The organism is Mycobacterium sp. RTGN4, assembly GCF_033804635.1.
In the GTDB taxonomy this organism is placed as follows: domain Bacteria; phylum Actinomycetota; class Actinomycetes; order Mycobacteriales; family Mycobacteriaceae; genus Mycobacterium.
Map to the genome: position 1 here is coordinate 482298 of NZ_JAPZLB010000002.1, position 21531 is coordinate 503828.

At 66.3% G+C, this 21531-nt stretch carries 26 protein-coding genes and 1 pseudogene; 10 read left to right on the plus strand and 17 right to left on the minus strand.

Translation table 11 applies throughout. From position 1 onward, the window contains the following. Nucleotides 1-67: 67 nt before the first annotated feature. The 7 genes from SLQ30_RS06190 to lysE all read right to left on the minus strand — a co-directional run bounded on the left by SLQ30_RS06190 (nucleotide 68) and on the right by lysE (nucleotide 6961). Complete coding sequence (locus SLQ30_RS06190; protein WP_319447444.1) at nucleotides 68-760, minus strand: queuosine precursor transporter; 693 nt, start codon at nucleotides 758-760, stop codon at nucleotides 68-70. Nucleotides 761-784: 24 nt separating this feature from the next. Then, nucleotides 785-1765 (minus strand): ABC transporter substrate-binding protein, encoded by a 981-nt coding sequence (locus SLQ30_RS06195; protein WP_319447443.1) that lies wholly within the window; start codon nucleotides 1763-1765, stop codon nucleotides 785-787. A gap of 45 nt (nucleotides 1766-1810) precedes the next feature. Further along, on the minus strand, nucleotides 1811-2473 hold the full coding sequence (locus tag SLQ30_RS06200; RefSeq protein WP_319447442.1) for a hypothetical protein: 663 nt from the start codon (nucleotides 2471-2473) through the stop codon (nucleotides 1811-1813). 27 nt (nucleotides 2474-2500) lie between these two features. Continuing rightward, a complete protein-coding gene (locus SLQ30_RS06205; protein ID WP_319447668.1) occupies nucleotides 2501-3859 on the minus strand; it encodes an aldehyde dehydrogenase family protein in 1359 nt (452 codons plus the stop codon). Between the two features lie 14 nt (nucleotides 3860-3873). After that, a complete protein-coding gene (locus SLQ30_RS06210) occupies nucleotides 3874-4968 on the minus strand; it encodes an AMP-binding protein (RefSeq protein WP_319458309.1) in 1095 nt (364 codons plus the stop codon). Nucleotides 4969-5042: 74 nt separating this feature from the next. Further along, complete coding sequence (locus SLQ30_RS06215) at nucleotides 5043-6311, minus strand: M20 family metallopeptidase (RefSeq protein WP_319447440.1); 1269 nt, start codon at nucleotides 6309-6311, stop codon at nucleotides 5043-5045. Between the two features lie 50 nt (nucleotides 6312-6361). After that, complete coding sequence (gene lysE, locus SLQ30_RS06220; RefSeq protein WP_319447439.1) at nucleotides 6362-6961, minus strand: L-lysine exporter; 600 nt, start codon at nucleotides 6959-6961, stop codon at nucleotides 6362-6364. Between the two features lie 120 nt (nucleotides 6962-7081). Here lysE and SLQ30_RS06225 point away from each other — a divergent pair. Together SLQ30_RS06225 and SLQ30_RS06230 are read left to right on the plus strand one after the other, a co-directional pair. After that, nucleotides 7082-7612, plus strand: a pseudogene (locus SLQ30_RS06225) (peroxiredoxin); the annotation flags it as partial. Then, nucleotides 7613-8026 (plus strand): DUF742 domain-containing protein, encoded by a 414-nt coding sequence (locus SLQ30_RS06230; protein WP_319447667.1) that lies wholly within the window; start codon nucleotides 7613-7615, stop codon nucleotides 8024-8026. On the opposite strand, the gene SLQ30_RS06235 is transcribed toward SLQ30_RS06230, so the two are convergent. Then, the gene (locus SLQ30_RS06235) at nucleotides 8012-8239 is read right to left on the minus strand and encodes a hypothetical protein (RefSeq protein WP_319447438.1); all 228 of its coding nucleotides are present in this window, start codon (nucleotides 8237-8239) and stop codon (nucleotides 8012-8014) included. The genes SLQ30_RS06230 and SLQ30_RS06235 overlap by 15 nt on opposite strands. A gap of 140 nt (nucleotides 8240-8379) precedes the next feature. Between SLQ30_RS06235 and SLQ30_RS06240 the strand changes: the two genes are divergently transcribed. Then, nucleotides 8380-8688 (plus strand): hypothetical protein, encoded by a 309-nt coding sequence (locus SLQ30_RS06240; protein ID WP_319447437.1) that lies wholly within the window; start codon nucleotides 8380-8382, stop codon nucleotides 8686-8688. A 37-nt stretch (nucleotides 8689-8725) separates the two neighbouring features. Here the strand turns inward: SLQ30_RS06240 and SLQ30_RS06245 are convergent, their stop codons facing one another. Beyond that, nucleotides 8726-9301 carry a hemerythrin domain-containing protein gene (locus SLQ30_RS06245; protein WP_319447436.1) on the minus strand — a complete coding sequence of 192 codons (576 nt, stop codon included), beginning with the start codon at nucleotides 9299-9301 and terminating at the stop codon, nucleotides 8726-8728. Nucleotides 9302-9425: 124 nt separating this feature from the next. Beyond that, the gene (locus SLQ30_RS06250; RefSeq protein WP_319447435.1) at nucleotides 9426-9740 is read right to left on the minus strand and encodes a WhiB family transcriptional regulator; all 315 of its coding nucleotides are present in this window, start codon (nucleotides 9738-9740) and stop codon (nucleotides 9426-9428) included. A gap of 186 nt (nucleotides 9741-9926) precedes the next feature. Here SLQ30_RS06250 and SLQ30_RS06255 point away from each other — a divergent pair, with 186 nt between their 5' ends. From SLQ30_RS06255 to SLQ30_RS06275, 5 genes are all read left to right on the plus strand, one after another. Further along, complete coding sequence (locus tag SLQ30_RS06255) at nucleotides 9927-10097, plus strand: hypothetical protein (protein WP_319447434.1); 171 nt, start codon at nucleotides 9927-9929, stop codon at nucleotides 10095-10097. Between the two features lie 4 nt (nucleotides 10098-10101). Next, complete coding sequence (locus SLQ30_RS06260) at nucleotides 10102-11217, plus strand: YeiH family protein (protein ID WP_319447433.1); 1116 nt, start codon at nucleotides 10102-10104, stop codon at nucleotides 11215-11217. Between the two features lie 157 nt (nucleotides 11218-11374). Further along, entirely contained in the window at nucleotides 11375-12202 is an 828-nt protein-coding gene (locus SLQ30_RS06265) for an oxidoreductase (RefSeq protein WP_319447432.1), read from the plus strand. Further along, on the plus strand, nucleotides 12199-13341 hold the full coding sequence (locus tag SLQ30_RS06270) for an FAD-binding oxidoreductase (protein ID WP_319447431.1): 1143 nt from the start codon (nucleotides 12199-12201) through the stop codon (nucleotides 13339-13341). The genes SLQ30_RS06265 and SLQ30_RS06270 overlap by 4 nt, the downstream gene beginning before the upstream one ends. Nucleotides 13342-13407: 66 nt before the next feature. Beyond that, complete coding sequence (locus SLQ30_RS06275) at nucleotides 13408-13905, plus strand: hypothetical protein (protein ID WP_319447430.1); 498 nt, start codon at nucleotides 13408-13410, stop codon at nucleotides 13903-13905. On the opposite strand, the gene SLQ30_RS06280 is transcribed toward SLQ30_RS06275, so the two are convergent. Then, on the minus strand, nucleotides 13902-14822 hold the full coding sequence (locus SLQ30_RS06280; RefSeq protein ID WP_319447429.1) for a DUF808 domain-containing protein: 921 nt from the start codon (nucleotides 14820-14822) through the stop codon (nucleotides 13902-13904). The genes SLQ30_RS06275 and SLQ30_RS06280 overlap by 4 nt on opposite strands. Nucleotides 14823-14914: 92 nt before the next feature. Between SLQ30_RS06280 and SLQ30_RS06285 the strand changes: the two genes are divergently transcribed. Next, nucleotides 14915-15820: a LysR family transcriptional regulator ArgP gene (locus tag SLQ30_RS06285; RefSeq protein WP_319447428.1), complete on the plus strand. Its 906-nt coding sequence runs from the start codon at nucleotides 14915-14917 to the stop codon at nucleotides 15818-15820. Nucleotides 15821-15829: 9 nt separating this feature from the next. Here SLQ30_RS06285 and SLQ30_RS06290 read toward each other — a convergent pair whose 3' ends face one another. From SLQ30_RS06290 to SLQ30_RS06315, 6 genes are all read right to left on the minus strand, one after another. Then, nucleotides 15830-16294, minus strand: coding sequence for a DUF5994 family protein (locus SLQ30_RS06290; protein WP_319447427.1), 465 nt, complete (start codon nucleotides 16292-16294; stop codon nucleotides 15830-15832). 51 nt (nucleotides 16295-16345) lie between these two features. Next, on the minus strand, nucleotides 16346-16828 hold the full coding sequence (locus SLQ30_RS06295) for a GreA/GreB family elongation factor (protein WP_319447426.1): 483 nt from the start codon (nucleotides 16826-16828) through the stop codon (nucleotides 16346-16348). An 11-nt stretch (nucleotides 16829-16839) separates the two neighbouring features. Next, the gene (locus tag SLQ30_RS06300; RefSeq protein ID WP_319447425.1) at nucleotides 16840-17322 is read right to left on the minus strand and encodes a GreA/GreB family elongation factor; all 483 of its coding nucleotides are present in this window, start codon (nucleotides 17320-17322) and stop codon (nucleotides 16840-16842) included. An 88-nt stretch (nucleotides 17323-17410) separates the two neighbouring features. Next, nucleotides 17411-18676, minus strand: coding sequence for an FAD-dependent oxidoreductase (locus SLQ30_RS06305; protein ID WP_319447424.1), 1266 nt, complete (start codon nucleotides 18674-18676; stop codon nucleotides 17411-17413). A 160-nt stretch (nucleotides 18677-18836) separates the two neighbouring features. After that, the gene (locus tag SLQ30_RS06310) at nucleotides 18837-19592 is read right to left on the minus strand and encodes an SDR family oxidoreductase (protein ID WP_319447423.1); all 756 of its coding nucleotides are present in this window, start codon (nucleotides 19590-19592) and stop codon (nucleotides 18837-18839) included. 15 nt (nucleotides 19593-19607) lie between these two features. Further along, nucleotides 19608-20384 (minus strand): IclR family transcriptional regulator, encoded by a 777-nt coding sequence (locus SLQ30_RS06315; protein ID WP_319447422.1) that lies wholly within the window; start codon nucleotides 20382-20384, stop codon nucleotides 19608-19610. A gap of 163 nt (nucleotides 20385-20547) precedes the next feature. On the opposite strand from SLQ30_RS06315, the gene SLQ30_RS06320 reads away from it, so the two are divergent. After that, nucleotides 20548-21513 (plus strand): hypothetical protein, encoded by a 966-nt coding sequence (locus tag SLQ30_RS06320; protein ID WP_319447421.1) that lies wholly within the window; start codon nucleotides 20548-20550, stop codon nucleotides 21511-21513. The last annotated feature ends 18 nt before the right edge of the window (nucleotides 21514-21531 follow it).

The window sequence follows — 21531 nt, forward strand, 5'->3', positions numbered from 1 at the left end:
AGCTACCCGCGAGTAGCTACGTTTACACCAAGCTTTAGAAGGCCGCCAGAAGAGCCTTAGCAATGGCTCAGGCGGCCAACTCGTAGGTGGGCTCGCGGCGCTTGATGTAGCCGATGACGCGATAGGTGATCGGCAGCATGACCACCTCGACAGCGGTCTTGTAGAACCAGCCGAGTGCGGTGTAGACGGCGAGATCGTGAAACGTGGTGATGCCGATGGCGCTCGCCGCGATCGTGCAGAACACCAGCGTGTCACCGAGCTGGCCGGCAAACGTGGAACCGACCAGCCGCGCCCAGAGGTGCTTCTCCTTGGTGCGTTCCTTGATGGCGACGACAACCCAGGCGTTGATGGTCTGGCCGACGATGAAGCCGGCCAGCCCGGCCACGATCAACTGGGTGTACGCGTGCACGACGTTCTCGAAGTGCACCTGATTCTCGTAGAAGTCGGCGGCCGGGAGGTAGATCGTGACCCAGAACGCGAGCGCAGCCAGCACGTTCATCGAGAAGCCGAGGATGATCGCGCGGCGAGCGGCCTTGAAGCCGTACACCTCGGAGAGCACGTCGCCGATGACGTAGGTCAACGGGAAGACGATGAAGCCCCCGTCGGTGATGATCGGCCCGAATGCGACGCCCTTCGTGGCCGTGACATTGGAGATGATGACCAACGCCGTGAACACCGCGACGAGGATCGGATAGTAAGTCGAGCCAACCTGAGCAAACGCTGTCCGCTTGTCGGGTTCTTCCACGCCGTCGGTTGTCACCGGGACATCTTGCCACCCGCAGTGTTAGGCCAGCACCTTGGCGATCATGGGCGGCAACTGATTGGCGACCACGGGATAGGAGAGTACCGATGAGAACGCGATGGCGCCCGTGAGGTCCTTGCCGGTGAAGACGTTCCGGTTCGTCTTCGTCGACTTCAGCCCGACGAACATCGGATCGGCGACCAGGGCGGCCTGCTCCTGGTCGTGCTCGGTCGTCCAGACGACCACGTCGGCGGCGTCGAGGACGGAAGCCAGCTTGTCCCGCGGTATCTGCGCACGGCCTTCCTTGACGAACTCGTTGATGCTGTCGGGGATGGCGAAACCCATCTGCGTCAAGAATTCGGTCCGCCAACCGGGCGGGGTCACGTCGGCCTTGTCCTGAAAGAACGTTGCGCTCACTACGACGATCTTCTTGCCGTTGAACGAGGCGTTGTTCTTGCCCGCTTGGGTGAATCCGTCGTCGACCGCGGCGACGAGCTTGTCCATGTCGTCGTGCTTGAAGACGGCCTGGCCGATGGTGTTGGCCTGGTCCTTCCACGGCTCGAAGAACGCGTCCTGACCGGACTGCGCGACGGTCGGCGCGATGGCCGAGAGCTTCGCGTAGGTATCGGCGTCCAGGCCGGCGTTGGTGGCGACGATGAGATCGGGCTTCAGGGCGGCGATCTGGTCCACCTGGATGCCCTCGTAGAGGTTGAGTACGGCGGGCGTCGCGCCACCGAGTTTCGCCTGCGCCCAAGGCCACACCGCGAAGGGTTCGTTGCCGAACCACTCGGTGACGGCGACGGGCACCACGCCGAGCGCCAGCAGGTCGTCCTGCCCGGTGAACCCGGCGCTCACCACCCGCTTGGGGGGACCGGGAATCTTGGTCTCCCCGAAGACGTGCTTGACGGTGACCGAGCCGTCGCTGGCGATCGCCCCGGGTTTCTGGGAGCTACAGCCTGCCGCGACGGCGGCGGCGCCGGCGGTGAGGATGAGAAAGTTGCGGCGGGACCACCTTGCTGGCACGGCCCGAGCGTAATCCCTAACCAGGCTTGGGGCCCGGAGAAACGGCTACCCGTCGTGCTTGGTAGCTGTCCGAAGCTCCTCGCGGGCCCGGCTCACCGATTCCCCAACCCGCTGGCGAGCGGCGTCCACCGCTGCGCCGACCTCGACGCGTTCCCGGCCGAAGACCTCCCGCACGTCGCCACCCTGAGTCGCCGTCGAGGCAATCGTGAACGCGGCGTTGAGTGCGGATGCGGTGACGGTGCCCTGGGCCCGTACGAGCGACTCGGCGACGTCGGCCGTTCCGACGACGACGGCGTTCGGCAGCGCGGCCTGAGCGCCGACGTATCCGCCGACGGCGGTCCTGACGCGGCCGCCGACGTCGTTGACGACGCCGCGCAACGACGTTCCCGTGTTGGCCAGTGCGGTGGGTAGCGTTGCGCCGCCGCGGATCTCGTCGACCACCGACGCCGGTGTATGTGCGACGGCGGCCGAGACGTCGGTGGCTGCATCGACGAGTTGCACGCCGAGTGCATTGCCCACGACGAGCTGGCGTTCCAGCACGTGGCGGATGGCAAGGCCGCGGACCGGTCGATCCTCGACGTCGTCCGCGTCGTCGGAGCGAACCACTTCTGCGGTCACCTCGACCGGCTCCTCGCGGACTTCCTCGGTGATGGTCGGTTCGTGCTCGGTGGTGGCGGTGTCCTCGAGGGTGGTGTCAGAGTCAGGCATGCCGCCATTGCACAGGTCGCGTTCGACTCAGAGCCGACCCCGAGGTGGCCACGGGATGAAGGCCTTGTTGCGCATCAGGAAGTCGGCGAGGAAGCCCTCGTGGGGGAGCTGAGCCGCCCCGTGGTGCGTGACCTGACGGCCGACGTAGAGGTTGACCACGCTGGGTTCGTCGACCAACGCGTCGATCAAGTCTTCGTCGCGGGTTATCGCATTGACGACCAGCGAGTTTCGCAGCGGCGGAATTCCATCAGCGCGGGTCCACGGTGCCACCCAGACGCACGGAAACGGCAGTTCGGTGTTGATGGTGTCGATGTCCAGCGTGGTGAGTCGGTGCACGGCCGGGCGCAGCGCGGCCCTTCCGTCCCCACGGTCGGCGACCACCTGGTCGGCACCAAGCACGGCGACGGTGCCCGCCGCCTTGGCAGCCAGGTGATCGGCGAGCGCACGGGCGTCGGCCACGGGTGCGGTGGGCAGGGTGTCGGGTGGCAGCGCCGCCAATCGCACGGCGATGGCGTCGGCGAGTTGGGTCGGATCGCCCTCGTACAACACTGCGGTCGCGTTGACGCAGGCCATGCCGCCAAGGTTCGAGATCGAGTCGACCAGCTCGTCGAGATAGTCGCGCCAATCCTGTTCGGCGGTAACGATTATCTTGGTCCGGCCGGGACCGTTCACCAGCACCGTCTGGTCTGCGGCGTAGCGATCCGCGACGTCTTGACCGCCGTAGACGAGGGAAAGATCAGCCGCCCTGATGATTTCGTCCGCCCCTTCGTAGTCCGTGGGCAGATACGTGGCATCTTCATTGCGAAAGCCCGCTTGGCGCAGCGCATGTACCAGGCGGTGTGCGGTGAAGGGCTCGCGCCGGGACGGGCGGACGGCAACCCGGTACCCGAGGGCCAGCGCCTGCGGCCACAGCCCGTGTACACCTGGCGCGTTGCCCGGCGCGTGCACTGCCAGCACTTCGCCGCGGCGGGCCCATACCGCGCCGCCTGCCGCCGGTGAGTCGCGCCAGTCGGCGACCGTACCCGCTGGTCGGGCAGGTTCAACCGCGTCCAGGGTGGTGGCCAGCGAGTCGGCCACCACGTGCGCGCCCGCTCGCGCCACACTCCGCGGCAATCCTGAAACACGTTGGGTGAGTTCGACATACGTGTCGAAGTCGAGCCCCGCAATGGTCGCGGTGCGGAAGAGTTCGGCGGCTTTGTCCAACGCCGCAACGCGCTGGGCCGCGGGCAGTGGGCGAACCTTGCGCTGCGCGGCCAACGCCCTGGTCACGAACAACCGCGGCACCACGCTCAACTCCGCAACGGGCGTGCCTGCAGTGTCGAAGACGAGTTCGGGCTTGCGCGTACGATATTCGCCGCCCGGACCGAGCGCGTCGATTCGTACCAGATCGCTCGCCACGGCTAGTACACGCCCTCGATGACCCGCTCGCCGCCGAACACCGCGACGGGCGCGACCTCGGTGACCGAATCGCCGACGCTACCTTCGGGCCCGCGGACACGGACCGCGGTGTCGCGCTCGAGGTTGTTCGGAATGAACATGCCCTTGCTGACGTGGTTCATGACCACCTGGCCGCGCTCGCCGTATGGCACCTGCGCTCCGGTGTCGGGATCGACGACCCAGAACGCCACGTACGGGGACCTGGGGTCGAAGACTGCCACGCCGTCGTCGGCGATCCGGGTGGCGGCCTGCGACAGGATCATCGTGCTTCCGAAGACGGTCGCGATGGCCGCTTCCGGAAACACGTCCCGCAGCACGTCGTAGGTGTCGAGGTCCACGTGTGCGCCGCTGAGCAGCACGTACCGGATCTTCTCGTTGACCAGGTCGACCAGTGCGTCGTCGCGCGCGAGCGCTTCCAACAGGGGCGGGGTGGCGTGCAGATTGGCCACGGACTGTGTTTCGAGGATGAACCGGGCTTGGTCGACGACGTGATCGACGTAGGCCGCGACTTCCGCGGTCGCTCGCGCGTCCTGGCGGGCGGCGAGCTTCTTGACCCACCGCGGGTCGAGGTCGATGGCGTGGAACGTCGCGCCCAGCCGTTCGGCGACCTCCCGATCGAAGTGCCCGACGCCGTGGGGCCCGCTCGGCATCAGGCACAGCAGGCCCCGACCCGACACGAAGCCGCCCGCGGTGAAGTCCTCGACCTGCCAGCGCGTCACCTGCTCGACCCAGTCGGGGAGCTGCACGGTGCGCTTGGGGGCGCCCGTCGTGCCGCCTGACTCGTAGATCCGGGGAACCGGCGCCGGGGTGCCGTAGCCGCGGGGGACGAGTTCTTCGACTGGGACGCTTCGTAATTCGTCGACCAGGTTCGGGAACCGACTCAGGTCCGAATACGTCCGAATGTCGGTGAGCGGGTCGAAGTCGAGGTCCTTCGCGGCGCGCAACCAGAACGACGAGCCGGTGTCAGCGCCGAAGTGCCATGCCACGGCCGTGCGGAGGTAGGCGTCGGCGTCTTCAGGCGGCGTCTCCCGTGGGATGTCGAGCAGCGAAAAGTCCACCACTCAATCCTGACCCAGCCGCGCACGGGTGGACGGCGGGCGCACCTGAACATTCGGCGTCGGGAGGGCGAACGTCAGCCGCCGGCTAGCGTTCCGAGCCGGGACAGCGCGGCCAGCGTCAGTGCCTCCACGCCGGTGGTCAGCGTCGGCTCGAGCGCTGGAGCGAACTCGGGAGAGTGGTTGGTGGGCAACGGCTTCGACGTTGCGACGGCTTGCTGGATCCGGTCGTCGTCGTAGCCGCCCCAGAACCAGAAGGCGGTCGGTACGCCGAGGGTGCTGCCGAAGAAGCCAACGTCCTCGCTCGCGGCGACCGGCTGCTGCGATTCGAGCACGTGGGCGTCACCGAAGTGCGAACGGAAGACGGCGGCCACGTCCTGCATGACCGCGTCGTCGACGGTCGTCACGGGGAAGCTGTGCATGGTGCTCACCGTGGGTGCTTTGTCGGCACCGGACGCAACGGACTCCGCGTTGACGATCCGTGTGATCGCCGACAGGGTGGTCGTCCGCACCTCCTCGGTGAAGGTGCGGACGTTGATGCCGAGTTCGGCGTCGTCGGGGATGATGTTGTCCTTGGTCCCGGCGCGCAGGTAACCGACGGTCACCACCGCCGGATCGAACGGTGAAAGCTCCCGGGAGACAATCGTTTGCAGCCGTTGTACGACGTTGGATGCCATGACCACGGGGTCGATGGTCGCGGCCGGCTGCGAGCCGTGCCCACCCCGTCCGAACAGCCGCACCTTCAGTGAGTCTGCGGCGGCCATCACGACTCCGGTCTTGTACCCGATCGTCCCCGCGGGCAGCGGACCAACGTGTTGACCGAGCACGACGTCGGGCCGGCCGAAGCGTTCGAACAGGCCGTCGTCGATCATCGCCTGCGCGCCGGCGCCCAATTCCTCGGCGGGCTGGAACACCGCCATCACGGTGCCCGACCAGGTGGCCCTGAGCGCGTCGAGCAGGCGCAGTGCACCCACCAGTGCCGTGGCGTGCATGTCGTGACCGCAGGCGTGCATGACCGGGACGTCGGTGCCGTCGGCGTCGGTGGCATGGACGGTGCTGGCGTACGGCAGGCCGGTGCGCTCTTCCACCGGGAGCGCGTCGAAGTCCGCTCGCAGCATGACGACGGGTCCAGAACCGTTGCGCAGCAAGGCAACGACCCCGGTACCGCCGACGCCGTCGGTGATTTCGAGGCCGAGTGGTACCAGGGGTGCGAGCGCTTCCTGCACCTTCTTGGCGGTGCGGTGTTCGGCGAAGGACAGCTCAGGATTGGCGTGCAGGTCGCGATAGAGGTCGGCCAGCTCGGCGCCGAGCGTGTCGGACCAGTCGGCGGGCAGCGCAATGCTCACGTGGTGATCTTCGGCGAGTTCGTCGGCCGACGCAATGGCGCAATGGATTGTCAGGACACTGCCAGCGATGCACCCAACGCAACCATCGTGACGGCGATCAGTGCGTCGAGGATGCGCCAGGTCCGCGGGGTGGCGAACAGTCCGGCGAGCCGGCGTGCGCCGACGCCAAGACCGGTGAACCACACCGCGCTGGCAGTCACCGCCCCGACGCCGAACAGCCAGCGGCCGTCGCTGTGCTCGTTGGCAAGCGCGCCGAGCAGGACCACGGTGTCCAGGTAGACGTGTGGGTTGAGGAACGTCAGCGCAGCACACGTCACCAGTACTTCGGCGAGCCGGGCAGGGGTGGCGTCAGCCGGGCTCAAGGTCGCCGGCCGCCACGCGCGCTTTGCGGCGATCAGCCCGTAGCCGACCAGGAACGTCGCGCCGCCGAACTTCGCGACGTTCAGCGCCCCGGGATGCGCGGCGATGAGTGCGCCGACGCCTGCGATTCCTGCCGAAATCAACACGATGTCGGAGAGCGTGCACATCGCTACGACGGGCAACACGTGCTCGCGGCGGATCCCCTGGCGCAGCACGAACGCGTTCTGGGCGCCGATTGCGGCGATCAACGCGAAGGATGCCAGGAATCCGACGATCAGGGGCGAGCTCATGGCGTCGACGCTAGGTAACCGGGTGGATTGAGTACAGCTAATGATTCTGAAGCTCCATTAGTAACTCTAATCTGACGCGTGTGCTCATTACGCAAAGCTTCCCCGCGTTACTCTTTGCCGATGATCGTGGGCGACAAGGCGCCTAACTTCGCTCTGTATGACCACACCGGTCGGCCTCGGACACTGTCGGCGCTCCTTTCCGAAGGGCCGGTGGTGCTGTTCTTCTTCCCCATGGCGTCCTCGCCGATCTGCACCGCCCAGGCTTGTCACTTTCGGGATCTGAGCAACGAATTCGCCAGGGTGGGCGCCCAACGGGTCGGCATCAGCACCGACACCGTCGACAGGCAGGCCCACTTCGCCCAACAGCGCTCGTTCGACTATCCGCTGCTCTCCGACGCGGACGGCGTGGTGTCCGAGATGTTCGGGGTGCGCCGAGGCAGGCTCGCCAAGCTGCGTAGATCCGTTGCGGCGCGTGAGGCGGCCTGGCGTGGCCGGCACACTCGGCGCCGTGGCCTGCTGGGCCGGATGCTGCCGGTCAGGCGGACCACATTCGTCATCGACACCGACCGCACCGTGCTCAAGGTCGTCTCCAGCGAGGTGCGCGCATCGGTCCACGCCGACCAGACCTTGTGGTTCTTGGAGAACCACAAGGTGCCGCAGCAGTCGGAGGGCACAGACGAGCTGACCGGCGACTGGTTCACAGCACCGGAAGCCGCCGACGAGCCGAGCCTGGTCCGGCCGTACACGCTGACGGAAGGCCGTATCGACTCCGGTGTCGAACTGGCACTCGAGGCTCCGGTCGAAGCGCTGAACACCACGGCCAAGCCGCCGCGCTGGCCGCGAAATGATGTGCGGGGCCAAATCCTGACGTCGTGCGTGCACAGCACCACGGTCGCAGAGCTCGCCGCCGGGCTGTCCTTGCCGCTCGGTGCGACGCGGTTCCTGGTCGACGACCTGGTGACACAGGGTTACTTGCGGGTGCGCGCCCCCCTCGGTGACTCGATGACCATCGCCGAACGACGTGACCTATTGGAAAGGACGCTGAGCGGCCTACGAGCACTCTGAGGGCGCGCGCAGTCGAACCTTGATCTCAGTCAGTAGATGGATCATGTCGTCGAGCGCGTACGCCGCCAGCTGTCGGTCTGGGTCGCGCCATGCAAGCTGGCGCACGGGACGCGCGGTGGTGATGATGTGGTCGATCTCCGAAGACAGGCCGGCTATCGCTCGCTCGATGTCGTGGTGGGCGCGCTGCGGACTCGAGGTGGACCCCGTGGTCATGGAGCCAATTCTGCCCAAATTCGGCGGCCGCTAGGGTTTTTCGACAACGTTTTCAGCAATCTCGCAGGATCGGTTTCCGAAACCTCGGAGGCCAGTCAGCCGAGCGGTTGAGTACGCGGACGAACGGGAAACCATCAGAGGTGTTTACCAACGATGTCGAGAAGCGCTGGCACGACCCGGGGGCGCTGCGGGCAGCCGTCGCCTATGTGAGCATCGTCGTCGTGGTCGCAGCGGTCGTCTTCACCGCGCAGGTGACGTTCGCGCGTGGCCAGTTGGCCTGGGCATTCGCGACGCCGGGAACGCTCTTCCTGGGTGCACTCGGCGCCTTCGTGAAGACCTACCGCGATTGGCTTGCTCAACGCACCTGGCCGATTTGGCACGGTGCGGGCTGGGCGCTTTTGGCCCTGACGCTGTTGGCATTCGCGGTTCCGTCATCCGCCACCGGCTAGTTCGGCCCGTACGTTGCCCGCCAAAGCGACTCGGGGCTCACTGACCCTTGAGGCTGCCAATCCCGAGGGAACTGTCCTTCGGCCGCTGGCTGGCCTCGGCTTCCGTCTCGTCGACGTAAGCCTGGGGATCGCGATCAACTATCGCCAGGCCCATGGTCGTGGGGTGTTCGGCCATGAACTCGCCGTACTGGGCACCGAGTGCCTCACGCAGGCCGATGGGCGCGTGGCGACGAAAGTCGGCAAGGCCCTCGCGTTCCTCTTCACCCATGTGGTCGTCATTGGCTACCCGGGCCCGACCGACCGCCGCCCACCACTCGTCGGTGCCGATCGCTGCGGCGTTGGCATCTCGAACTCCGTCCCGGATGTCGTTGTGATCGCCTATCGCATCGAGCGTCTCGCCCTCTGGGTCGTCGGCTCCGCGTTGGAGAAGTTGCGGATAGAAGATCTTCTCCTCGATGTATGCGTGCACGTCCAATTTGTCGGCGAGGGGACGCCAAACACGTTCGAGCGCATCGCTTCCGGTCGACTCCCGGGCCTGGAGGTAGTCGAGCCGAGCGAACTGCTCCCGGAACCAGGCGTGGTCGTTCAGTATCAGCATGGTGATGTCGGCCATCACGACTCCAATGGTCAGCTAACGCCCGGGGCGGACGGGCGACACATGACGATTGTGCACGACCACGGCAATTGATCCGCTGCGTCCTGCCAATTTGCGTACTTGCCGAGCCTCGCTCAGCCTCTTACACCGCGGTCGAAGCACCGTCACCGAGCGTAGCGGCCGAACGGGCCCGCTCCAGTGCAGTCGTCGCGCCCCAGATTCCGAAGGGTTCTCCGATCGCGAAGGCATGCTCACGGCACTCGGTCACCACCGGGCAGTCTCGGCAGATGCGTTTCGCGCGTTGTTCGGTGGCGCTGCGGTGTCGCCGGGCCCCGTCCTCCGGAAAGAACAGTTCTGTCGGCATGTTTCGGCAACTGCCGCGCTGCTGCCAGGTCCAGTCCTCGAGGAGCGGACGCGGCGTCGCGTTCAACAGCGCGTGGCGGCGGCGGGTTGCCATCGTGAGTTCCTCTTGTGGTGGGGGTCGGCATCATCGTGGCGAGCATTCGAACCAGGGGACAGGTATCGGATCGACGTGAATCCAAGACGCCGACGTGCGGTCGGAATCACCGCGATCGGATGTCTTGTCGTCCCGTGTCAGAGGGTCGAGCATCGCTCGCAGTCATTTCTCTAAAAGGAGAGCGTCGTGACCCAGCCCGGGCCCGAACCAAGTTCCGAAAATCCCACCGCGACCGCGCCATCGGGGTCGTGGACCGGTACCGTCGGCCGCCTCGGCACCGACTGGTGGGCCACGATCGTGGCGGGCGTCATCACCGTGCTCGCGGTCGCCAACGTGCTCCCCAAGATTCCGTGGTGACGCGATGAGCACAGTGTCCGTCGAGTCCGACGAGGAACGCTCCGAGGAGACGTTCCCCACCAAGAACGTACTGGCCTATGTGCCGGGCGTGCTCCTGCTCATCGCGGTCGGATTGCTCGGCAAGTACGCCGAGATCTGGTGGCTCGCGATTGCCAAGCGCGAGCACTGGACCGTGCCCGACATCGAATTCGTGTTGTGGGCGATCGTGATCGGCCTGGTGATCACCAATACCGTCGGTGTGCATCGCATCTTCAAGCCTGGTGTGCAGACCTACGACTTCTGGCTGAAGATCGGAATCGTCGCGCTCGGTTCACGTTTCGTGCTCGGCGACATCGCCAAACTCGGCGCGACCAGCCTGGTGCAGATCCTCATCGACATGGCGGTTGCCGGGGCGATCATCATCGCGGCGGCCCGGTTCTTCGGACTCTCCGGCAAGCTCGGCTCGCTGCTGGCCATCGGCACGTCCGTCTGCGGTGTGTCGGCGATCGTCGCGTCCAAGGGCGCTATCCGGGCCCGCAACTCCGATGTCGCGTACGCCATCACGGCCATCCTGGCGCTGGGCGCGGTCGCCCTCTTCACGCTGCCGCCGCTGGGCCACCTGATTGGGCTCACCGATCACGAATTCGGGCTCTGGGCCGGCCTGGCCGTGGACAACACCGCGGAGACCACCGCGACCGGCTACCTGTTCTCCGACGAGGCAGGCAAGATCGCGGTTCTGGTCAAGTCGGTGCGCAACGCGCTCATCGGATTCGTGGTGCTCGGCTTCGCGCTGTACTGGGCCGCGCGCGGCGAGGCCGACGAGCTCGCCCCCGGACTCAAGGCCAAGGCCGCGTTCATCTGGGACAAGTTCCCCAAGTTCGTGCTCGGATTCCTCGCGGTGTCGGCCATCGTGACGGCCGGCTGGCTGAGCAAGGGCCAGACCGCCAACCTCGCCAATGTCTCCAAATGGGCGTTCCTGCTGACCTTTGCCGGGGTGGGGCTCAACACCAACTTCCGCGAACTTGCCCGCACGGGCTGGCGGCCACTTCTGGTGGCGGTGATCGGACTGGTCGTCGTGGCGACCGTCTCGCTCGGCCTGGTGCTACTGACCTCGCGCGTATTCGGATGGGGCGTGCACTAGAACGGCGTGCACGCGCAAGTCACTGCGAGTGCAGCGAAGGCGAAGCCAACTGCCAGGGTGCGGACCATTTCGGGATGCTACAGCGGGGCGGCCGAGGAGTGTGGTGACCTGAGTGGGCACACCCCACGATCGACTCGACACGAAGGATCCAACCGATATGTCGACCTGGCTCATCACCGGCTGCTCAACCGGCCTCGGCCGCGCGCTCGCGGAGGCGGTGCTCGCGAGTGGGCACAATGCCGTCGCCACCGCCCGCGACGTCTCCACCGTGGAACACTTCGTCGGCAGCTACCCGGATACCGCTCTTGCGCTCGCCCTGGACGTGACCGACTCGGCGCAGGTGGCGGCGGCCGCCGAGCAGGCGCAGGCGCGCTTCGGCAGCATCGACGTCCTGGTGAACAACGCCGGGTACGGCTATCGCGCCGCGATCGAAGAGGGTGACGACGGCGACCTCCAACGGCTGTTCGCGACAAACTTCTTCGGTGCTATTGCGATGATCAAGGCCGTGCTCCCTGGAATGCGTGCGCAGGGCGCGGGCGCCATCGTGAACATCTCGTCGATCGGGGCGCGCATCACGCCCGCCGGATCCGGCTACTACTCCGCGACGAAGGCCGCATTGGAAGGTGCGTCCGGATCCTTGCGGTGGGAGCTTGCCCCGCTGGGCATCAGCGTGACCGTGGTGGAACCCGGCGCGTTCCGCACCGATTTCGCCGGGCGTTCGCTGTCCCAGTCGGCGGAGGCGATCGACGCATACGCCGAGACCGCGGGACAGCGGCGCATCGAACATGGCACCGGCCACGGCACCCAGGCCGGCGATCCCGCCAAGGCCGCCCAGGCGATCATCACGGCTGTCGAGGCTCCTGACACACCGTTCCTGCTCATGCTCGGCGAGGATGCGCTCAACGGCTTCCGCTACGTCAGCGACGCACAGTCGGCCGAGGTCGAGAAGTGGCAGGCGCTCTCGATCGGCACCGCGTACCAATGAGCTCGACCGCCGACGTCATCGTCATCGGTGGCGGCATCGCGGGTGTCTCGATCGCTTACGAACTCTCCAAAGTGGTGCGGGTGACCGTGCTCGAGATGGAGTCGACGCTGGCTTATCACACCACGGGTCGGTCGGCCGCCCTGTTTCTGGAAAGCTATGGCGGAGTGCATGTTCGAGCCCTGACGACCGGCAGCCGGGCGTTCTTCGAGGAGCCGCCGGACTCCTTCGCGCCGGTGCTGATGACGCCGCGGGCGCTGCTGCAGTTCGCAGTCGCTGGCCGTGGGCATGTCATCGAACGCATGCACCAGGCCGTGCTGCCGTTGGTGTCGGATGCCGAACTGTTGGACGGAGCGCAGTGCGGTGAGGTGTTCCCGCTGCTGCGGCCCGAGGTGGCCGAACGTGGGATCTACGAGCCGCGCGCGATGGCGCTCGACGTCGCAGCCATCCATCAGGGCTACGTCCGCGGTGCCCGAGACAACGGCACGGTCATCGTCCGGGATGCGCATGTGGTGACGGTGGACCGGGGCGCCAACGGCTGGACGGTGAGCACCGCGGACGGCGGTCGGCATCAAGCGCCTGCGCTCGTCGATGCCGCCGGTGCGTGGGCTGACGTCGTTGCCGCCATGGCAGGCGTACGCGGCGTCGGCCTGAGCCCGCTGCTCCGCACGATCTTCATGGTGGCCTCGCCGCTGGGTGAGCGGAGCAAGGGGCTTCCGGCTTGCAGCGAGGTCGATGAGGCGTTCTACGCGAATCCCGAAGGGGCGCAGTTCTTGTGCTCACCCGCTGACGAGACACCAAGTCCGCCATGCGATGCCAAGCCTGATGCGCTGGAGATCGCAAGGGCCATCGATGCGATCAACGCCGCCACCACCATTGGGGCGCGCAGCGTCACCTCGTCGTGGGCCGGGTTGCGCAGCTTCGCCCCTGATCGCCAGTTCGTGGTCGGTGAGGATCCCGAGGCCCCTGGCTTCTTCTGGCTGGCCGGGCAGGGCGGATACGGGATCCAGACCTCGCCGGCGGCGGCCAGGCTTGGCGCCGCGCTGGTGCTCGGACAACCCGTCCCGCCAGACCTCGTCGCCCGGGGGTTGGACGCCGCGCGCCTGGCCCCTCGCAGTGCGGGCCGGGTGTCGGGGGCCTAACGAATGCGTCGAGTTTCGGCGACGCCCCTCGCGTAACCAGGTCAGCCGTGGTCTGGTTGAGCTCTGATGTCTGATCGCGGGCTTGGCGCCCTCCGCATCGCCGTCGCTGCGGCGGCGGGTTCGATGCTGCTCGCGATAGGGGTGCCGCAGGTGATGGCGGCGCCTGCCTCCGACGCCCTCGGGTATGTCGACTCGACGGCGCGCTGCACCTCGCCTGACACTGCGGTCGCGTTCGGCACCACGGATACTTCCCGCGTCGCGATATGCAAGACGCCCGATGGCAAGTACACGTACCGCGGGGTGCGGCTGCGCGACGGCGCGAAGCTCATCCTTCCCGCCACTGCGTCGGGCGGCAGCTTCGTCGCCGAGAACGACGGAAACACCTACACCGTGACGGCGAGTTCCTTGTCGGTGCGTTCGGGCAGCGAGGCCGCCCGTGAGGAGCCCATGGTGGACTTCCACGGCGACCTGCCCAAAGCGCCGGCTCCCGCTCCCGCCCCGCCGCCGCCGTCGTCGTCGACGGTGCCGCTGCCACCCCCGTTGCCTGCCGAGGTCGGCGGCTAAGACGGGTGTTTCTTGCCAAAGGGCAACACGTGCACGACCGCCACGACGACGGCGCCGACGACCAGTCCGATCACCGCTGACGCCGCCGTGTTGACCAGCCAGCCCAGCACTGCGTTGCGGACCGCCTCTTCGAGGTGGTGCACCACACCGTAGGGCGGGTGCCAGCCCAGTTCGTCGGCCCCGACGAGCAGTATGTGGCCGCCGACCCAGAGCATCGCGACGGTACCGATGACCGAGAGCGCAGCGAGCAGCTTGGGCATCCCCGCCACCAGACCGCGGCCGATGCGCTGCGCGAGCCGTGACGAGCGCTGCGCAAGGCTCAGCCCGACGTCGTCCATCTTCACGATGACGGCGACGACGCCGTACACCGCGGCGGTGATGACGAAGGCGACGACGACGAGGATGATCAGCCGTGGCCAGAACGATTGGTCGGCAACCTCGTTGAGTGCGATGACCATGATCTCGGCGGACAGGATGAAGTCGGTCCGGATCGCACCGGACGTCATCTGGCGTTCGGCGTCCTCGCCTGCGACGGTGGTCGGCGCGGCGTGACCCTTGCCTCCGTGAAACCAGCCAAGGACCTTCTCGGCGCCCTCGTAGCAGAGGTAGGTCGCGCCGATCATCAGGATCGGAGTGAGCAGCCACGGCACGAACTGGCTGAGCAGCAAGGCCGCCGGAAGGATGAACAGCAGCTTGTTGCGAAGCGATCCGATCGCGATCCGCTTGATCATCGGCAGTTCGCGCTCGGCGGCAATGCCGTGAACGTACTGCGGCGTCACCGCGGTGTCATCGATGACGACGCCCGCCGCCTTGGCCGTCGCACGCCCTGCAGCGGCGCCGATGTCGTCGATCGACGCGGCCGCCAGCCGGGCCAGCGCGGCTACGTCGTCGAGAAGTCCGAACAGCCCCGCGCTCATCGTGCCTCCATGGCATCGAAGGGTACCTGTGGACGCGCCCACGTCTCATTAGCGATGTTGATGATTCGGGCCAAGCATTAGCATTGCTCAACATGGTGTCCGAGCGCCTTGGCGCCGACCAGCTTGCTGCGTTCGCCGCGGTCGTGGAGCAGGGCAGCTTCGACGCGGCGGCAGCACTGCTGCACGTCACTCCTTCGGCGATCAGTCAGCGCATCAAGGCACTCGAGCAGCGCGTGGGTCAGGTGTTGGTCATCCGTGAAAAACCGTGCAGGGCAACGACTGCTGGTATACCGCTATTGCGCTTGGCCGCACAGACGGCGCTACTGGAGTCCGAGGCACTCGCCGAGACCAGCGGCGCCGACGCGCGGCAGTCGAACCGCATCGCCATCGCCGTGAACGCCGACTCGATGTCGACGTGGTTCACCGCGGTGTTCGCAAAGCTGCCCGACGTGCTGTTCGACGTTCGGATCGAGGATCAGGACCACTCGGCGCGGCTATTGCGCGAGGGCACCGTGATGGGTGCGGTGACCACCGAGCGGACTCCGGTGTCTGGATGCCGGGCGGACCCGTTGGGCGTGATGAGATACGTGCCGGTGGCCAGCCCCGCGCATGCCGAACGATTCTCCGAGGGTTTCACCGCCGATTCGGTGGCCGCGGCCCCCTCGCTGGCCTGGAATCGCGATGATGCCCTGCAGGACATGTTGGTGCGCAAGGCATTCAAGCGCGATGTCGCGCGGCCCGTGCACTACGTCCCGACCGCGGAGGGGTTCGGGGCGGCCGTCCGGGCTGGCTTGGGCTGGGGTATGTACCCCGAACAGCTCGCCGACGCGGGGATTGCGCGCGGCGACTTCACACGCATCTCGAGTCAGCACCTGGACGTACCGCTGTATTGGCAGTGCTGGAAGTTGGACAGCCCGACGGCGCGCCAGGTGACCGACGCGGTGCAGACCGCCAGCGCCAGGCTGCTCAGACATCCGCCGACACAGCGAAACCCGTGAACACGCAGCTCACTGCACGGCTCCACCGTCGGATTCCCATCGATGCAGCGCCTTTTGAAAGCCCAGGAGTTCGTCGGGTGTGGATGAATCGTTGGCGTCCGCCGCGGTTGTCACCGCCGTGTACGCCTGTGTGGCATCGGTGTAAGGCGGCACCACGAGCAGGGTCAGCGCTCCGAAACGGAGCCCGGACACCAATATGACGTTCGGTGCGTCTCGGTTGTCATCGAGGACCACCTCAGCGCCCTGGTGCTTGATGCGATGGGGCGCTGGGGACCAGTCGTTTTCGTGGTATCGCACGCGGTCGATTGGCCCGAACCGCAATGACAGTGCCGTCAGCAGTGAAGGAAGTTCGGCGGTGAGCACCGGTGATCGGGGCCACCAGGCGCCCTGCACGAACCCGCACGCCTGATGTGCGGGTTTCAAGAGATATCGCAGGGTTCCGACCGTCGGTCGGCGGGCGCGTGTGGTGGCCATGTTTTCAACGGTCAGTGTCATGTTGCTGCCTTCCTCTTTCGTGTCGGTAGCTCATCGGAGTACGGGTTGGCTGAAGTCGGTCATGTGAATGCCGTAGGGCACCGCGTTGAGGAGCGTGACGGCCAGCGCCCCACCAGTGGGCAGTCGGTAGGTGCGCCGTTCACCGGGGCGTGCGCCTGAGATGGCGGCGCCCAACGCGGATTCGATGGAGTAGACCTCGATGTCGCCGTATTCGGCGCCGTGCACGCCCAGGAGGAATGTGTCGGTATCACCGGTCGCGTCGTAGCGGATGGTGACGACCATGCCGGGTTCGGCAATCCCGTCATTGGGTGGGTCCTCGCCGACGACCGCGTTGATCAACAGGTCGTGGATCTGTTGCATCCGGGTCGCCCACGCGTGTCGGACGGCGGCGGCGTTTTCGTCGGCGTCCTCATCAGGGCTTCCGGCGGAGAACAGGAAACGCAGGGTCCCCAGTTCCCGGTGTAGCCGCTCGTGGGCCTGCGGCGAGATCCAGACGCGTGGCGTACTGGGCATGTCATTTCCTCTCATGACACGAGCGCGGATTTCGGCGCGTGCATCCCGTAGGGCACGGCCTGAAGGAGCGTGACGGGCAGGTTGGCCCCACTGGGTATGGAGTAGGTGCGTTGTTCGCCAGGGCGTGCTCCGGCGATCGCGCTTCCGAGCGGTGATTGCATCGAGTACACCTCGACGTCGCCGTCTTCGGCGCCACGTACGCCGAGCAGAAACGTTTCGGTCTCACCGGTGTCGTCGTAGCGGACGGTCAGCACCATTCCCGGTTCGGCGATGCCATCGTCTGGCGGATCCTCACCGACGACGGCATTGCTCAGCAGGTCTTGAATTTGGTGGATGCGTGCTTGTCGTGCCGCGTGGCTCACGCCGAGGTCGTCGCGGTAATCCATGAAGTCGTCGGGGACTTCGATGATGGGATGTGAACGCAGCACGGCAAGTTCGGCCTGCAGTCGAGCGTGGGCCTGTGGTGTTATCCAAACCCGTTCGGTGGTAGTCATTTTGGAGAGTGTCCTTTCGTGCGGGAAGTGTTTGTCGTCAGGGGCGGGCCGCACTAGGCGCGCCGCCCCTGACGACTCGGGGGTGGTATCAGCGGCCGGTTCGGCGCAACGGGTCGAACTCGCGCAGGGCTTCGGGTTGCTTGCCGGTGGTGATGTATTCGGCCAGAAGACGACCGGTCACCGGGCCATGAGCCAGCCCCCACATGCCGTGTCCGCCAGCCACGTACACCCCTCGTGACATCTCACCGACCAGGGGGCGGCCATCGGGGGTGACCGGGCGCGGGCCAACCCAAACGTCGCTGCGTTCGGCCCAGCGCACCCCGTCCAGGAACGGACTGGCTGACGCGATGATGGCGCCCACACGTGCCGGCATCGCAGGTTCGTACGGGTCGCGGAACTCCATCGTGCCCGAAACACGAAGGCCGCCTTGGTAAGGCGTACACGCCACCCGCGCGTCGGGCAGGTAGATCGGGCCCGGTACCGGGCGGTCCACGGGCACGGTAAACGAGTAACCGCGACCGGCCTGCACTGGGACACGCACCCGGCCTCCCACCAGTCGCGACAACCATGCGCCGGTGGCGATCACCGCGGTGTCGGCGGTCAATGGCTTGTCGCCGCGCGGGTACGCGGTGACACCGCTGCCGGAGCTCATCACGTCAACGATCTCCAGCGTGCGCATCGTTGCCCCCCTGGCTGCGACTGCTTCCCCAAGGGCATGCACGAATCGACCAGGGTCGACGAAGCGCTGCTCGTTGATGTTGAGGCCGGCGGCGATCGCCGCACCGGCCAGGGGCACTTGTTCGCGCAATGCCGCGCCCGACAGTCCGGTGACAGATATTGGCTGCCCGGCCTTTTCGAACTGGCGAAGCTCGGCCATCATGTGCTCGGCGGCTTCGGTGGTGCGGAACAAGGCAGTGATCGGGGCCGTTGTGATGGGCGCGTCGACCCCGTTGGCGGTGAGCACGTCGAAGGCTTCGATGCATTCCTCGTTGAGGGGCACGTTGGCCCGCACCGCCCGCTTCCACGACGATCGTCGACAGTTGGCGGCGAACTGGAACAAGAAGCGCGCAAGTCCGGAGTCGGCGGTCAACGGGATGTGCAGGGGAGCGGCGGGGTCGCGCAGGGAGCGCAGCCCGTAGCGCAGTACGCCGGGGGAGTTCAAGGGCAGGGTCAGTGCCGGCGCGATCCACCCGGCGTTGCCCCACGAAGCGCCGGCTGCCACGCCCGTGCGGTCCACCACGGTCACGTCGACTCCGCGTTCTTGCAAGAACCACGCCGTCGACAACCCGACGATGCCTGCACCGACCACGATCGCCGATCGCGGCCCGCCGTCTAGACGTTCGACGCCGACCATCACACACCTCCATAGATGAAGCTTGTTTGCTATCTCCATGGTGGGCTGGATAGGCGGAGAAGCCTTTGCCCGAGCGAGACAATGGTGCGTCGGGGCGTTGTCGCGATCCGACAACACCCCAGGCGGGAGGCCCGTCGAGACGTCGACGGCAGCCAAGAACTTACTGTGCGGTGTACCCGCCGTCGACTTTGATGGTGGTACCCGTGACGTATCGCGATTCGTCCGACACCAAGTAGATGACCGCGGACGCGATGTCCTCGGGTGCTGCCAGTCTGCGCAACGGGATCTGTGAAAGCACGTTGCGTTCGGTCTGGTCGGCGTCTTGCGCGTCGGCCAGCCAGGCATCGTAGAGCGGGGTCTTCGTCATCCCGGGCGCGACGTCGTTCACCCGAATCCCGCGGGGCGCAAGCTCGACGGCTGCGGACAGCGTGAACGCGCGCACCGCCCCCTTCGACGCTGCGTAGACCCCCATCGTCGGCACCCCGACGAAAGCCAGGCGCGATGTGATGTTGACGATCGATCCGCCACGTTCGGGCATCGATCTGGCAGCGGCTTGGATCATGGCGATCGTGCCGAACGTATTGACCTCGAAGACCTGTCGAACGACGTCCATCGACGCAGACTCCAGCGTGTCGGTGTGGTCAACTGCGGCATTGTTGACCAACGCATCGATGGCGCCGAACGATGCGACACATGCATCGACCACGACGCCGGCCGCGTCAGGATCGGTAATGTCCGCCGCGACGAAGCGGACACGGTCGCCCAGTGCGTCGGCTAATCGGTTCCCGCGGTGCGCATCTCGTCCGGTCGCCAGCACACAGGCGCCTTCGGCGTGCAGTCGTGACGCGGTCGTCAGGCCGATACCCGAGGTCGCACCGGTCACCACCACGGCCTTGCCCTCGAGCCGCTCAGGCATGGTCGGGCATGGCGATCATGGGAGCTTGAGCGCTATTTCACCAGCGGCCGCGATCACCTGTGCGCCAGCATGTTCGAGGTTCTCCGGCGTCAATCGGTGGGTTAGGAAGCTGATGCTCAGCGCGTAGCGGGACGGCTCCCCGGCTGCGGTCGGAACGGCGGCGGCCACGCAGGTGAGTTCCTCGTCGGCCTCCTCGCGATCGACTGCGAAGCCGCGCTGACGAATCTCCTTGATTTCCACGGCCATCTTCTTCATGGACGTGATCGTGTGCGGGGTCAACTCGGGGAGCCCTGCTGAGGCGACGATGTCGCGCCAGACGCTGTCGGGCATGGTCGCCAGGAGCGCCTTGCCCAACGCGGATGCGTGCCAGGGATCCGACTGCCCGACATCGCTGATCTTCTTCACCGCGCGACGGCCCTCGATGACTTCGAGGATGACCACGCTGCGCTCCTTGTGCGCCGCGAAGTTCACCGTCTCGTTGAACTCGAGCACCAGTCGCTCCATGGTGGGCAGTACCGCGTCGGACGGCACTTGACCGGAGAATGCGCGCTGTCCCAGCCGGAAGATCTCCCAGCCGAGCCGATACTGGTTCGCGTTGAACCGCTCGACGTATCCGAGCGAGGCCAGACTGCTCAAGTACCGCAATATGGTCGCTTCGTTAAGCCCTGTACGCCTTGATATCTCGGTCAGATTGCCGGCTTCCGCATCGGCCACGGCAGTGAGGATTCGGGCGGTGCGTTCGACACCGATCAGATTCGAGCTCTTCTCGGAAGTTCCCGACGATATTTTCACCTAGTGAAGGTTACCAGTACTCACTGAATGGTCGTCGGCGCAAGAACGTCTGACGACTTTCCTGTTGACACCGGGTCACTTGTCTTCTAGTTTTCAGTGAGCGCAATGAAATATCATCTACTGAAATACGGACCGCGCACTGTCCGTACTCGAAGGAGACACGATGCCCACCGCAGCCGACAGTAGTTCGTCGAAGGTCGACGGAGCCAGCATTCTGGCTTCGCAAAACCTCTTGTCGGCTGACGACTACGCGCTGACACCTTCTCCGATCGCGTTCGACGACGGCGGGAAGTACAGGCTGGAAATCTCTGGCGTCGAACGCCTTTCGACTCTCGAGGCGCTGTTGGACGAGGCCGACAAGCAGGGCGTCTTCATCCACCGCATCGTTGCGTTTGGCGGTGGCACGACATTGCTGACCACGGGAGAGTTGAGTGACGTCGCCGCCCTCGCCGCAGAAAACGCGATCGAACTGATCGCCGTCCCAGGCCCTCGAACCGGGTGGGACCTCGGACGACAGGCGCTCAGCAGCGAGGGCCAGGCGGGCGGGCGACGCGTGCGGGGCCTCGACAACGTCCGTTACCTGCTCGACGACTACCTCAGAGTCTTCTCGACGGGCATCCGAGGTGTGCTGGTGTGGGACGAAGGCGTCCTCGACATCCTGAACAAGGCACGCGATGCCGGCCACATCCCCGCGGATGCCCAATTCAAGATCTCGGTCTACGCGGGCCACGCCAATCCCGCCTCCATCAGGATCCTGCAGGACCTCGGTGCCGACAGCGTCAACCCGGTGGGCGACTTGAGCCGCCCAATGCTCGCTGCCATTCGACGGTCAGTCGGCATTCCCCTCGACGTCTGGGCCGAGACCTTCGAGTCCTTCGGCGGGATGAACCGGCTGTGGGAGGCCGGCGACATCGCCCGCGTCGCAGGGCCGGTCTACTTCAAGATCGAGCCGGGGGAGTCCGAGGCCGTCATGTACAACGGCTGGGTCCGAGCCGGATTCCACGAAGAACTCGTTCGGCACAAGGTGCGCCACGCCGCCATTCTCAACGAACTGGTCGCGAGCAGCTCGCCTGACGTGGCGGTGTCACCGCGGCCACGTACCGCCGCGCACGCACTTGCCACCAACTGACGCCGCGGCAGCCCCGGT